Origin of the sequence: Staphylococcus durrellii (genome assembly GCF_015594545.1) — a bacterium.
Taxonomy (GTDB): domain Bacteria; phylum Bacillota; class Bacilli; order Staphylococcales; family Staphylococcaceae; genus Staphylococcus; species Staphylococcus durrellii.
In genome coordinates this window covers 2198063-2212770 of record NZ_JADIIO010000001.1, presented here as the reverse complement: position 1 = coordinate 2212770, position 14708 = coordinate 2198063, and the positions used below count along the sequence as shown (strand labels likewise).

The window sequence follows — 14708 nt, the reverse complement described above, 5'->3', positions numbered from 1 at the left end:
TTTAATAAAAGATGCGAAATGTAATGTTTTATAAAAATTCGCACAAAACATAAATGATAATTAACGGAGGAAACAAAATGAAATGTATTGTTGGCCTTGGGAATATAGGTAAACGTTTTGAATCTACGCGACACAATATTGGATTCGAAGTGATAGATTATATCTTAGACCGTAACAAATTTTCTTTAGACAAACAGAAGTTTAAAGGCGCATATACAATTGAGCGTCTCAATCAAGAAAAAGTTATGTTTATAGAGCCTTTAACACTGATGAATTTATCTGGGGAAGCAGTTGCTCCTTTAATGAATTATTATGATATAGATATAGACGATTTGTTAGTATTATATGATGACTTAGATTTGCCTCAAGGCGAAATAAGACTTAGACAAAAAGGGAGTGCTGGTGGTCATAACGGTATGAAATCAATCATTAAAATGCTAGGCACCGATCAATTTAAAAGAGTGCGTATCGGAGTAGATAGACCAAGCGGTGGTATGTCAGTTCCGGATTATGTATTACAGAAATTTTCTAAACAAGAAATGGTTACTATGGAAAAGGTTATTGAACATGCTGCTCGAGCAGTGGAAGCATTTATAGAAACTTCACGATTCGATCAAGTGATGAATGAATACAACGGTGATGTCAATTGAAATCAATAATTACAGATTATATAAACAAAGACAAACGTTATCAGGAATTAAACGAAGTATTTGGTAAGGATAATATTTTAGTGACAGGTTTGTCGGCTTCAGCTAAAGCTACGATTATTGCCGAGAAATTTATGGAAAGTAAACAACAATTATTAGTCGTTACGAATAATTTATATCAAGCAGAGAAGTTAGAAGCGGATATATTACAATTTGTTGATGCAAACGATGTTTACAAATATCCAATGCAAGACATTATGACGGAAGAGTTTTCTACGCAAAGCCCTCAATTTATGAGTGAACGTGTACGTACTTTAACTGCACTATCTCAAAATGAGAGAGGCTTATTTATCGTGCCGTTAAATGGATTGAAAAAATGGCTAACACCAGTAGAATTATGGCAATCACATCAAATAACATTATCTGTCGGTGAAGATATAGATGTAGATGATTTATTGACTAAGTTAGTAAATATGGGTTATAGACGTGAAAGTGTCGTATCACATATTGGTGAATTTTCACTACGTGGTGGCATAGTCGATATTTATCCTTTAATTGGAGAACCAGTTAGGGTTGAATTATTTGATACGGAAATAGATTCTATCAGAAATTTTGATGTTGAATCGCAAAGGTCCAACGACAATATGGAAAAAGTTAATATTACTACGGCTAGTGATTATATAATTACTGATGAAGTTATTAAACATACAAAAGAGAAATTAACTGAAGCTTACCAAGAGACCCGACCAAAAATTGATAAGTCAGTACGTAATGATATTAAAGAAACATACGATAGCTTTAAATTATTTGAAACATCATTATTTGACCATCAAGTTATGAGAAGACTAGTTGCATTTATGTATGAACAACCTGCGACAATCATAGATTATTTCCAACAAGATGCTATCGTAGCGGTAGATGAATATAACAGAATTAAAGAAACAGAAGAAACGTTAACTACTGAAGTTGATGATTTTATGCAAAACTTAATTGAAAGTGGGAAAGGGTTTATTGGGCAAAGTTTTCTAGAGTATCAAAATTTTGATACGTTACTAAAAAAACATCCAGTTGCTTATTTCACATTATTTACGGCAACAATGTCTGTAAAACTACAAGATATTATTAAATTTTCTTGTAAACCTGTACAACAATTTTATGGGCAATATGACATTATGCGTTCAGAATTTCAACGTTACATTGCCAATGACTATACTATCGTCGTATTAGCTGAAACAGAAACGAAAAAAGAAAGAATTCAATCAATGTTAAATGAAATGCATATCCCTACCTTTGTAGATATTGCCGAAAATGATATACAGGGCGGACGTGCTATCATTACTGAAGGTAGCTTGTCTGAAGGTTTTGAACTTCCGTATATGCAATTAGTAGTAGTAACTGAAAGAGAATTATTTAAATCGCAACAAAAGAAAAAGCGTAAGCAACAAAAGACATTAACTAACGCTGAAAAAATTAAATCCTATCAAGATTTAAAAGCCGGAGATTATGTCGTTCACGTTCATCATGGTGTAGGTAGATATTTAGGTGTTGAAACTTTAGAAGTTGCTGGAGTACACAAGGATTATATTAAGTTGCAATACAAAGGAACTGACCAGTTATTTGTTCCTGTAGATCAAATGGATCAGGTTCAAAAATATGTTGCGTCTGAAGATAAAATGCCAAGACTTAACAAGCTTGGTGGTACCGAATGGAAAAAAACAAAAGCTAAAGTGCAACAGAGCGTCGAAGATATCGCAGATGAATTAATTGAATTATATAAAGAACGTGAAATGTCTGTAGGCTATCAATATGGACCTGATAGCGCAGAACAAAACGACTTTGAATTAGATTTTCCATACGAATTAACGCCCGATCAGGCGAAATCAATTGTTGAAATCAAAGGCGATATGGAACAACAAAAACCGATGGATAGATTGCTATGTGGTGACGTTGGTTATGGTAAGACTGAAGTCGCTGTACGAGCAGCATTCAAAGCGATTTTAGAAGGTAAGCAAGTAGCTTTCTTAGTACCGACAACCATTTTAGCTCAACAACATTACGAAACCTTAATTGAAAGAATGCAAGACTTTCCTATAGATGTAGAACTCATTAGTCGCTTCAGAACTACCAAAGAGATTAAAGAAGTCAAAGAGGGCTTGAAATCAGGTAAAGTAGATATTGTTGTAGGTACACATAAATTACTAGGTAAAGATATTGTTTATAAAGATTTAGGGCTATTAATAGTTGATGAAGAGCAACGTTTTGGCGTTAGACATAAGGAACGTATTAAATCATTAAAGACAAACGTCGATGTACTTACGTTGACGGCCACACCGATTCCGAGAACGTTGCATATGAGTATGCTAGGCGTACGTGACCTATCTGTAATTGAGACGCCGCCTGAAAATAGGTTCCCTGTTCAGACCTATGTATTAGAGCAGAATTCTAACTTTATAAAAGAGGCTCTTGAGCGTGAATTGTCGAGAGATGGTCAAGTATTTTATTTATATAACAAAGTACAGTCTATATATGAAAAACGCGAACAATTACAAATGCTAATGCCTGATGCATCTATTGGTGTTGCGCATGGTCAAATGACTGAACGTGATTTAGAAGAAACGATGATTGGCTTTATAAATCATGAATACGATATTTTAGTCACGACAACAATTATTGAAACAGGGGTAGATGTACCAAATGCCAACACTTTAATTATTGAAGAAGCTGATCGATTTGGCCTGAGTCAATTGTATCAATTAAGAGGAAGAGTAGGGCGCTCTAGTCGTATTGGCTATGCTTACTTCTTACACCCGGCTAATAAAGTGCTTACTGAAACAGCTGAAGATAGATTGCAAGCTATTAAAGAATTTACAGAGTTAGGTTCTGGCTTTAAGATTGCGATGCGCGACTTAAATATTCGTGGTGCAGGTAATTTACTAGGTAAACAACAGCACGGCTTTATTGATTCAGTAGGTTTTGATTTATATTCTCAAATGTTGGAAGAAGCAGTTAATGAAAAACGAGGCATATCACCTGAACAAAACGATGCACCAGAAGTGGAAATAGAATTAAATATCGACGCTTATTTACCTGCTGAATACATTCAAAACGAACAAGCTAAAATTGAAATATATAAGAAATTAAGAAAAATTGACTCCGAAACACAACTTATTGATATTAAAGATGAACTTATCGATCGTTTTAATGAATATCCTGCAGAAGTAGAACGGTTATTAGATATGATGGAAATTAAAATACATGCTTTACATGCTGGTGTTACGCTCATTAAAGATAGAGGTAAACTGATAGAAATTTACCTGTCTGAAAAAGGTACAGAAGACATAGATGGAGAATCATTGTTTAAACAAACACAACCATTAGGGCGTGCAATGAAAGTTGGCGTTCAAGATGGTAAAATGAAAGTAACATTAAACAAATCAAAACAATGGTTTGAAAATCTTAAATTTTTAGCGAAATGCTTGGAAGAAAGTATGGTAATTAAGGATGAAGTCTAAGTCTAATACGGCATTTAATGGCGTCATTGTACTTACTATAGCACTAATAGTAGTGAAAATATTAAGTGCTATTTATCGTGTACCTTATCAAAATGTATTAGGTGATTCGGGGTTATATGCGTATCAACAAATTTATCCCATTGTAGCACTAGGGGTTATTTTATCAATGAACGCCATACCCAGTGCCCTTACTCAAACATTTGGTACAGGACGCAATGATGCTAAATTTGCCTCGGTATTAATAAAATTGCAATGTGTGTGTGTCGCATTTTTCCTAATATTATTTACATGTGCAAAATGGATAGCTAAATTTATGGGAGACGTAAATTTAGCGCCAATGATAAGTGCCGCAAGCGCTAGTTTTATATTTTTTAGTGCGCTAGGGGTTCTAAGAGGCTACTATCAAAGTAAGCAAGAAATGAATATTCCTGCTATTTCACAAGTGGTGGAACAAGTTGTACGCGTTGTGATTATAATGGCAGCTATAACCTTGTTTGCATATCAAGGTTGGTCTATTTATGCAGCAGGTACATTAGCTATCTTAGGTTCGGGATGTGGATTTTTAGCGTCTAGCCTATATTTAGTTTTGCACAAGCCATTCCAAATGACGATAAAGAATGAGCCGATAGAATGGAAAAAGTTGTCTTTAGCGATAATCGTTTTTGCGGTCAGCCAACTTATTGTTATTCTGTGGCAAGTTGTCGATAGTTTTACGGTTATTCATGCACTTAAGCTAAATGGGTTAGACTTTCAACATGCAATATCAAGTAAAGGTGTGTATGACAGAGGAGCCTCGTTTATTCAAATGGGGTTAATCGTCACAACGACATTTTGTTTTGTGTTAATCCCATTATTGACTAATGCTAAAAATCATGGACAATTTGTGTTGATGAATCGTTATACTAATGCTTCATTAAAAATCACATTGCTTATAAGTGCCGCTGCAGGCATAGGTTTAATTAATTTATTGCCAGTTTTAAATAGAGTGTTTTTTGAAAATAATAGCGAGACGTTCACACTTGCAGTTTATATGTTAACTGTAATTTGTGTATCTTTAATAATGATGGAAATGTCATTGTTACAAGTAATGAATCAAGAAAAAACGATATTAATTAGTTGTGTTGTTGGTTTAATTCTTAAATCATGCCTCAATATTATACTTATACCATATATCCAAATGTTAGGTGCGAGTATTGCGACAGTAGCATCGTTGGTTATAACAGCTATTATTTTGCATGTAAATGTCAAAAAGTTTTATCGATTATCAAATTTAAAACAGTTTTTACTAAAGTTAATTGGCGCCATGATTATAATGAGCGTGGTTGTGCAAATTGTTTTATGGCTCATACCTACTACAGGTCGTTTGACTGGTTTAATAGAACTATTACTTTCTGCTATGGCAGGAATAATTGTAATGGTCAGTGCTATAATATGGATGAATCTATTTAAATATAGAGAATTAAAACACCTACCACTAGGAGATAAGATTTATCATATAAAGAGAGGTAAACGTTAATGACTCATAAAATTACGATTGTTGGACTTGGAAATTACGGTTTAGATGAACTTCCATTGGGGATTTACAAGTTTTTGCAACAACAAACGCTAGTTTATACTCGTACTAAAGAACATCCGGTAATAGATGAATTGTCAGATATGCTGACGTTTGATAGTTTTGATGTTATATATGAGGAAAACGATTCATTTGAAGCGGTATACGAGGAAATTGTTCGACAACTGTTATCATTTGCGAATGAACAAGACGTTGTCTACGCGGTTCCAGGACACCCACGTGTTGCGGAAACGACAACTACACTTTTATTGAATTATGTCCAAGAATACGATGATATAGAAGTAGAAGTATTAGGTGGTAAAAGTTTTATTGACGATGTTTTTGAAGCTGTTAAGTTAGATCCTAATGATGGCTTTACATTGTTAGATGCTACATCGCTAGAGGTTGAGCAATTAAACAAGCGTAACCATGTTTTAATAACTCAAGTTTATAGTTCGATGATTGCTGGTGATTTGAAGGTAACATTAATGGAATTATATAAAGATGATCATGAAGTCTATATCGTTAACGGCGCACATGGAAATAAAGCGCAAGTCATCGCTACGCCACTATATGAATTGGATCATCATATAGATACGTTTACTAATTTATCAAGTGTGTTTATACCTAAAGATACAGAATCTGAACATTATTATAGTGATTTTAATTTCGCTACAAGTATTATAGATAGACTCGTTGATGATAATGCTGGTTGTCCGTGGGATAGAGAACAAACACATGATTCATTAAAACGTTACCTATTAGAAGAGTCATTCGAATTATTTGAGGCAATTGATAATGAAGACGATTGGCATATAATCGAAGAGCTTGGAGATATACTATTGCAAGTGCTTTTACATGCAAGTATAGGCAAAAAAGAAGGTTATTTAGATATTAACGAAATTGTTTATAGCTTAGTAGACAAAATGATACGTAGACATCCACATATATTTGGTGATGAAGAAGTAAATGATGTTGAAGATCTTAAAGTAATTTGGTCAGACGCTAAAGCAAAAGAAGGTAAAAAAGAACGTGTTAAATTTGAGAAAGTATTTGCGCAATATTTCTTGAAAATGTATGATAAAACCAAAAATATGACGTTAGATGAAGAGGCGCTAAAACGCTATTTAGAACAAGGAGGAAAAAACGATGAGACTAGATAAATATCTCAAAGTTTCCAGATTAGTAAAACGTCGTACCTTAGCAAAAGAAATTAGTGAGCAAGGACGTATTTCGGTGAATGGAGTCACAGCTAAAGCAGGTACAGACGTTAAAGTTGATGACGAACTTATTATTAAATTTGGTCAAAAAGTGATTACTATAAAAGTTACAGGCTTAAGTGAACATGCTACAAAAGAAAATGCTAAAGGCATGTTTGAGCTAATTAAAGAAGAGAAAATTAGTGAATCATAAGAAGGAGGTGGCAAGCTATGAGTAAAAAAGTTGAAAACATAGGCAATACTTATACATCTTCCGAAAATAAGAAGAAGCAAAAGCAAAATTTAAGACGCCGTGTTGTACGTAAACGAATTACTTTGTTTGGTGGTATTTTAGTAGCAATCATCATCATTCTCTCAATCATGCTTGTCACACAAATGAAGAGTAATGACGAAGCAACGGTAGAAAGGCAACACAAAGAACAAAAATATCAAAAGCAACAAGATGAAGAACTTGCACTGAAAGAAGAACTCAATAACCTAAATAACAAGGATTATATAGAGAAAGTTGCGCGCGATGATTATTATTTAAGTAACGACGGAGAAATGATATTTAAGTTGCCTGGTGACAAGTCAAAACAGCAAGAAAAAGGATCTAAACAAGATAAATAAAGAATTTTTTTATTTAATTCAAATACTATTGTTAAATTCAGTGAACAGGAATATAATAAGATTAAAATCGAATCAAATCGGGAGGATTTATTTACAATATGTCAATCGAAGTAGGAAATAAGCTTAAAGGTAAAGTCACTGGTATTAAAAAGTTCGGCGCATTCGTTGAACTACCTGAAGGAAAAAGTGGCTTAGTTCACATAAGTGAAGTGGCAGATAACTATGTTGAAAATGTAGAAGATCATTTATCTGTTGGGGATGTAGTTGAAGTTAAAGTACTTACAATTGCTGATGATGGTAAAATCAGTCTCTCTATTAAGAAAGCAAAAGACCAACCTCGTAAACCGCAAAATAAACCGAGTCATAAACAAGACCAACCCAAACCAGAAGATTTTGAGAAAAAACTAAATAATTTCTTAAAAGATAGCGAAGATAAACTCACATCTATTAAACGTCAAACTGAGTCTAGACGCGGTGGACGCGGAGCTAGACGTTAATATAAATTTTAAGTTTACAATATAGGTTAAAGTTAATTTATAGACTTTGAAGTTATCTTTAACGTTAACAATCACAGACTGTTTCTTGATTGAAGGAACAGTCTATTTTTATTTAAAAATATAGTACAATATAAGATAGTATTTAAGTGAATATGGATGGTGCCTTGATGTGAGGTTGTTGTGAGGAGGTGTAAGTAATGGAAGTAAATACTACTGAATGGAATGAAAATAGCCATATAGTTCTAGCAGTATCTACAGGTATAGATAGTATGGTATTGCTTCATTTACTTAACAATGCTTTGAAGTCCGGTTATAGGAAACTTAGTTGTTTACATGTTAACCATGGATTAAGAGCTGCTTCAGCCGAAGAAGAAAAGTTTATTAAAAAATATTGTCAATCTTTGCATATTCCTCTATATACAACAACTTTAGATTTAAGTAGTTTGGTCGATGAAGGTAAAAGTATTGAAAATGACGCGAGAACATTGCGTTATAATTGGTTTGATCAACAAATGAAAGAGTTAGATGCAGATGTATTATTAACTGCACATCACAAAGATGATCAAATTGAGACTATCTTCTATCGGCTAATGACAGGTAAATCGACGCGCAGTAGCTTAGGCATAGCTAATGTAAGTTGGAGAGACGGCTATAAAATTGTACGTCCATTACTAAATGTAGCTAAACAACAATTGATAAGTTATCAGCTACAACATCATATTCCATTTTATGAAGATGAGACGAATGTTCTAAATGACTATGTTCGTAACGATATACGCAATCGTGTGTTGCCAAGTATTGAGCAAAATGAGCAACTCAATCCTCACCAATTACTTAAATTAAAAGAATGGCATGACGAACAATTAATTAATTTGCAAGCGATGGCTCAAGTATTTTTGCAAAGTAGTAAAGATGAGCATTTGAGTTCTGCCATATCTATTTCACGGTCTGAATTCAATGCATTAAATAGGTCTTTACAAATAGCAGTGCTTGATGAAGCTTTTAAAAAATTGCAAACTGGGTTAATCTTTTCAGAAAAAACATATGACGATTGGTTACGACAACTAAGCGAAAGTGTTAGTCAATCAGTATTATATTCATCGGATAAATGGATAATTCATATTGCATATGATAAATTTATTATAATGGCAAAATATAGCCAGCAATTAAGAACTTTAACGATTTCTCAACCAGACATGTATCAATTTGGATACTATAGTATCGAGATAAATAAAGCAATGCCAAAACATCAATTCCCATTAATTGTACGAACGCGACAAAACGGCGATAAGTTTAAGCTAAATGGAGTAGAAGGTCATAAGAAGGTAAGCAGATTGATGATTGATCATAAAATTATGACGCATGAACGCAATCGAATACCTATTATCATCAATCAACAAAATGAAATTATTGCAGTAGGCACTTTATTTATAAAGGACAGTCACAAGCAAACAATGAAGATTAAAAATATGGGAGATGAACATGGAAATGCATGATGATTTGAAGGAAGTTTTACTTACAGAAGAGGTTATACAATCAATTTGTAAAGATTTAGGGATGCAACTTACAAAAGATTATCAAAATAAACCACTTGTATGTATTGGTATATTAAAAGGCTCAATTATGTTTATGACTGACTTAATTAAACGTATTGATACACATTTATCAATCGATTTTATGGATGTATCAAGCTATCATGGTGGTATTGAGTCTACTGGTGAGGTACAAATTTTAAAAGACTTAAGTTCTTCTATTGAAGGTAAAGATGTATTGATTATTGAAGATATACTAGAAACAGGGACGACTTTAAAGTCAATAACTGAATTATTAGAGTCTCGTCGCGTAAATTCGTTAGAAATTGTAACATTACTAGACAAGCCTAATCGTCGTAAAGCAAATATTGAAGCAAAATATGTTGGGAAGAAAATACCTGATGAATTTGTAGTAGGGTATGGTCTAGATTATAAAGAACTATATCGTAATCTACCTTACATTGGTACATTGAAACCAGAAATTTACGCAAAATAAGGCAATAAAATTTATCCTTTAATAATGTTGTTATATACTGGATGTTCAGGCCTTGAAAAAAATGCAATAAAAGTGCAAGATTTACTAAAAGTATTACATAAATTATGTGTGTAATTTGTTAGAATATTAAAATTTAAAAAACTAAAGTAACAAGGGTTGTAAGCGTAGCACTAAAGTTGAAATACTAGCCTTTAAATGTGTTATTGTGTTACAATTTTTGTTAGTTTTATTATTGAAGTAGGAGGAAATGACGCATGCAGAAAGCCTTTCGCAATGTGCTAGTTATCGCAATCATTGGCGTTATAATTTTTGGTTTATTTTCATGGCTCAATGGAAATGGCAATATGCCGAAAAAACTTACTTATAATCAATTTGTGAAACAACTTGATAAAGGTGAGTTGAAATCACTTAAAATACAACCAGAACAAAATGTTTATATGGTAAGTGGTAAAACCGATAAAGGTGAAGATTATTCTTCAACCATTCTATATAACAACAATAAAGAATTAGAAAAAATTACTGATACAGCACAAAAACAACAAGATTTAAAATTTACAGTTAAAGAAGAAGAAAAACAAAGCGTATTCGTAAGTATATTAACTACATTAATTCCAGTATTAATTATCGCGTTACTGTTTATATTCTTCTTAAGCCAAGCACAAGGTGGTGGCGGTGGCGGTCGTATGATGAACTTTGGTAAATCCAAAGCAAAAATGTACGATAGTCAAAATAAACGTGTTCGCTTCGCAGACGTAGCCGGTGCAGATGAAGAGAAACAAGAACTTATAGAAATCGTAGACTTCTTAAAAGACAATAAGCAGTTTAAACAAATGGGATCACGAATTCCTAAAGGTGTCTTGTTAGTAGGACCACCGGGTACAGGTAAAACTTTATTAGCCCGTGCCGTTGCAGGTGAAGCTGGCACACCATTCTTCTCAATCAGTGGTTCAGACTTCGTTGAGATGTTTGTTGGTGTTGGTGCAAGCCGTGTACGTGACTTATTCGAGAATGCTAAGAAAAATGCACCATGTATCATTTTCATTGACGAAATTGATGCGGTTGGACGTCAACGTGGTGCAGGTGTCGGTGGCGGTCACGATGAACGTGAACAAACACTTAACCAATTATTAGTTGAAATGGACGGTTTTGGTGAGAATGAAGGTATTATTATGATTGCCGCTACTAACAGACCTGACATTTTAGACCCGGCATTATTACGTCCTGGGCGTTTCGATAGACAAATTCAAGTTGGTCGCCCAGATGTTAAAGGCCGTGAAGCAATTCTGCATGTTCACGCAAAAAATAAACCTCTTGATGAAACCGTAGACTTAAAAGCAATTTCTCAAAGAACACCTGGTTTTTCTGGTGCAGATTTAGAAAACTTATTAAACGAAGCTTCATTAATTGCTGTACGTGAAGGTAAGAAGAAAATTGATATGCGTGACATAGAAGAAGCAACAGACCGTGTTATTGCAGGGCCAGCTAAAAAATCACGTGTTATTTCCGAAAAAGAAAGAAACATTGTGGCACACCATGAGGCAGGACATACAATTATAGGTATGGTATTAGACGAAGCCGAAGTGGTGCACAAAGTTACAATCGTGCCACGTGGTCAAGCTGGTGGATATGCAATGATGTTACCTAAACAGGATCGCTTCTTAATGACAGAGCCAGAATTACTCGATAAAATTTGTGGTTTACTTGGTGGACGTGTTTCTGAAGACATTAACTTCAATGAAGTATCAACAGGTGCATCAAATGACTTTGAACGTGCTACTCAAATTGCGCGTAAGATGGTTACTGAATATGGTATGAGTGAAAAACTTGGACCATTACAATTCTCTAGTGGTAGTGGCGGACAAGTGTTCTTAGGTAAAGATATGCAAGGCGAAACAGAATACTCTGGTCAAATCGCATATGAAATTGACAAAGAAGTTCAACGTATTGTGAAAGAACAATATGCACGTGCAAAAGAAATCTTATTAGAACACAAATCACAATTAGAATTAATTGCTAAAACATTACTAACTGAAGAAACATTAGTTGCTGAGCAAATTAAATCATTATTTAACGATGGTGTATTACCAGAAGTTAATTATGATGAGGCGAAAGTTGCTGACAAAGAAGATCCAGATTTCCAAGAAGGAAAATATGGTAAATCTTATGATGACATCCGTGAGGAACAACATGAATTAACGAATAAAGACGAACAACAAAATCGAGAGGATAAAGACAACGACGAAAATGCTAGCGATGATCAACAACATGATGAACAAACTGGTCATGAACAAGCACCAAACATAGATAAACCTAGTAATCCAAGTGACCCAAACGATCCTAGCAATAGAAGTTAATTTATCAAGTGACTCCTTTTCTACTAATTAATTGAATAGTAGAAGAGGAGTTTTTATTTTTGTGTTGAATTATTAGGGTTAAAACAAATAGATGGCAATTTCACTTATAAGCTATTACAATATATTGAATGTAAAATAAAAGTGATTGTACGAAACATTAAACTTATAAAAATAAAGGAGAAAAAAGAATGACAAAAGATTACATTGTTAAAGCACTCGCATATGATGGACAAATAAGAGCTTACAGCGCATTAACAACTGAAACAGTACAAGAAGCACAAACTAGACATTACACTTGGCCGACTGCATCTGCAGCATTAGGTCGTACGATGACTGCGACAGTTATGATGGGGGCAATGCTCAAAGGTGACCAAAAATTAACTGTTACTTTAGATGGACAAGGGCCAATAGGCAAAGTAATAGCTGATGCAGATGCTAAAGGGAACGTTAGAGGATATGTGACTAATCCGCAAACTCATTTTCCTTTAAATAACATTGGAAAATTAGATGTAAGTAGAGCAGTTGGAACCGATGGTTCATTAACTGTAGTAAAAGACGTAGGAATGAAAGATTACTTCTCAGGTTCAAGTCCCATTGTGTCTGGAGAAGTAGGCGACGATTTCACATACTACTTTGCAAAAAGTGAACAAGTACCTTCTTCAGTTGGCTTAGGTGTATTAGTTAACCCAGACAATTCTATCAAAGCATCTGGTGGTTTTATTATTCAAGTTATGCCTGGTGCCAAAGACGAAACAATAAATAAATTAGAAGAAGCTATTAATAATATGACGCCTGTTTCTAAACTTATAGATCAAGGTTTATCACCAGAAGAACTGTTGTATGAAGTTTTAGGTGAATCTAATGTTCAAATCTTAGAAAAATTACCTACTCGATTTGAATGTAATTGCGGACATGATAAATTCTTAAATGCAATTAAAGGTTTAGGTGAAGCTGAAATCAATAGTATGATTGAAGAAGACCACGGTGCAGAAGCTGAATGTCATTTCTGTCGCAGTAAATATGAATACAGTGAAGAAGAATTACAAGCGTTAATCCAAAACTAAAATTCATTAAAAATTATTAAAATTAAATAATAATTTAGCTCTATAGTAGCTTAAAGTTGTATTTGCTGAAAAATCTGATAAAATAGAAATATATCCGAGAGAAAAAGTAAGTTTTAACTTTTATAAACAAAGGAGCGTTTCTTATGACAAACAATCGTTTTGAAAACATTGTAGAAGTAATCGGCAATACACCTGTAGTTAAACTAAATAGAGTTGTGGATGAAGACGCAGCTGATATCTACGTTAAACTTGAATATCAAAATCCAGGTGGCTCAGTAAAAGACCGTATTGCGTTAGGTATGATTGAACAAGCTGAAAAAGATGGCAAAATTAAACCAGGTGACACTATTGTAGAACCAACAAGTGGTAACACTGGAATTGGTCTAGCGTTCGTATGTGCAGCTAAAGGTTATAAAGCTGTATTTACTATGCCAGAAACAATGAGTCAAGAGCGTCGTAACTTATTAAAAGCTTACGGTGCAGAAGTTGTATTAACACCTGGATCAGAAGCAATGAAAGGCGCTATTAAAAAAGCTAAAGAATTAAAAGAAGAACATGGTTACTTTGAACCACAACAATTCGAAAACCCAGCTAACCCTCGTATCCACGAATTAACTACGGGTCCAGAATTAGTTAAACAATTCGAAGGCAAAACAATCGATGCATTCTTAGCTGGTGTAGGTACTGGCGGTACTTTAACTGGCGTTGGCAAAGTCCTTAAAGAAAAATACCCTGAAATTCAATTAGTAGCTATCGAACCAGAAGATTCGCCTGTATTAAGTGGTGGAGAACCTGGACCTCATAAATTACAAGGTTTAGGTGCAGGATTTGTACCTGATACATTAGATACAGAAGTTTATGACGACATTATTAAAGTTGGTAATGAAACTGCAATGGATATGTCTCGTAAAGTTGCTAAAGAAGAAGGTATTTTAGGTGGAATTTCTTCAGGTGCTGCTATTCACGCTGCTATTCAAAAAGCTAAAGAATTAGGTAAAGGCAAAACTGTAGTTACAGTATTACCAAGTAATGGTGAACGTTATTTATCAACACCATTATATTCTTTCGAGTAATATAATCATTGATATAGATTTTAACCGGACACTTCTAATAAAGTGTTCGGTTTTTTATTTATATAAATACTGTATAAAGCTAAAACTTATAAGCATTTCATACTGAAAAAAACAATAAATCGCGTTATCATAAACATAATAATGTTTCATTT

The 14708-nt window shown here is 33.9% G+C and carries 12 protein-coding genes; all 12 read left to right on the top strand.

Annotated elements, in window-relative coordinates:
* Positions 1-77: 77 nt before the first annotated feature.
* The 12 genes from pth (at position 78) to cysK (ending at position 14556) form a co-directional block, all read left to right on the top strand.
* Positions 78-650 (top strand): aminoacyl-tRNA hydrolase, encoded by a 573-nt coding sequence (gene pth, locus ISP02_RS10715; RefSeq protein WP_195721541.1) that lies wholly within the window; start codon positions 78-80, stop codon positions 648-650.
* Positions 647-4159 carry a transcription-repair coupling factor gene (mfd, locus tag ISP02_RS10710; protein WP_195721540.1) on the top strand — a complete coding sequence of 1171 codons (3513 nt, stop codon included), beginning with the start codon at positions 647-649 and terminating at the stop codon, positions 4157-4159. Before pth ends, mfd begins: the two co-directional genes overlap by 4 nt.
* A complete protein-coding gene (locus ISP02_RS10705) occupies positions 4149-5675 on the top strand; it encodes a polysaccharide biosynthesis protein (RefSeq protein ID WP_195721539.1) in 1527 nt (508 codons plus the stop codon). Before mfd ends, ISP02_RS10705 begins: the two co-directional genes overlap by 11 nt.
* Positions 5675-6874 carry a MazG nucleotide pyrophosphohydrolase domain-containing protein gene (locus tag ISP02_RS10700; RefSeq protein WP_195721538.1) on the top strand — a complete coding sequence of 400 codons (1200 nt, stop codon included), beginning with the start codon at positions 5675-5677 and terminating at the stop codon, positions 6872-6874. Before ISP02_RS10705 ends, ISP02_RS10700 begins: the two co-directional genes overlap by 1 nt.
* Positions 6861-7124, top strand: coding sequence for an RNA-binding S4 domain-containing protein (locus ISP02_RS10695; RefSeq protein WP_195721537.1), 264 nt, complete (start codon positions 6861-6863; stop codon positions 7122-7124). Before ISP02_RS10700 ends, ISP02_RS10695 begins: the two co-directional genes overlap by 14 nt.
* Positions 7125-7141: 17 nt before the next feature.
* A complete protein-coding gene (locus ISP02_RS10690) occupies positions 7142-7540 on the top strand; it encodes an FtsB family cell division protein (RefSeq protein ID WP_195721536.1) in 399 nt (132 codons plus the stop codon).
* A gap of 98 nt (positions 7541-7638) precedes the next feature.
* Positions 7639-8037, top strand: a complete 399-nt coding sequence (locus ISP02_RS10685) for a S1 domain-containing RNA-binding protein (RefSeq protein ID WP_195721535.1) — start codon at positions 7639-7641, stop codon at positions 8035-8037.
* A 197-nt stretch (positions 8038-8234) separates the two neighbouring features.
* Positions 8235-9533 (top strand): tRNA lysidine(34) synthetase TilS, encoded by a 1299-nt coding sequence (tilS, locus tag ISP02_RS10680; protein ID WP_195721534.1) that lies wholly within the window; start codon positions 8235-8237, stop codon positions 9531-9533.
* Entirely contained in the window at positions 9526-10065 is a 540-nt protein-coding gene (gene hpt / locus ISP02_RS10675; protein ID WP_195721868.1) for a hypoxanthine phosphoribosyltransferase, read from the top strand. Before tilS ends, hpt begins: the two co-directional genes overlap by 8 nt.
* A gap of 254 nt (positions 10066-10319) precedes the next feature.
* Positions 10320-12419: an ATP-dependent zinc metalloprotease FtsH gene (gene ftsH, locus ISP02_RS10670; RefSeq protein WP_195721533.1), complete on the top strand. Its 2100-nt coding sequence runs from the start codon at positions 10320-10322 to the stop codon at positions 12417-12419.
* 188 nt (positions 12420-12607) lie between these two features.
* Entirely contained in the window at positions 12608-13483 is an 876-nt protein-coding gene (hslO, locus tag ISP02_RS10665; RefSeq protein ID WP_195721532.1) for an Hsp33 family molecular chaperone HslO, read from the top strand.
* Positions 13484-13626: 143 nt separating this feature from the next.
* Positions 13627-14556, top strand: a complete 930-nt coding sequence (cysK, locus tag ISP02_RS10660) for a cysteine synthase A (RefSeq protein ID WP_195721531.1) — start codon at positions 13627-13629, stop codon at positions 14554-14556.
* The last annotated feature ends 152 nt before the right edge of the window (positions 14557-14708 follow it).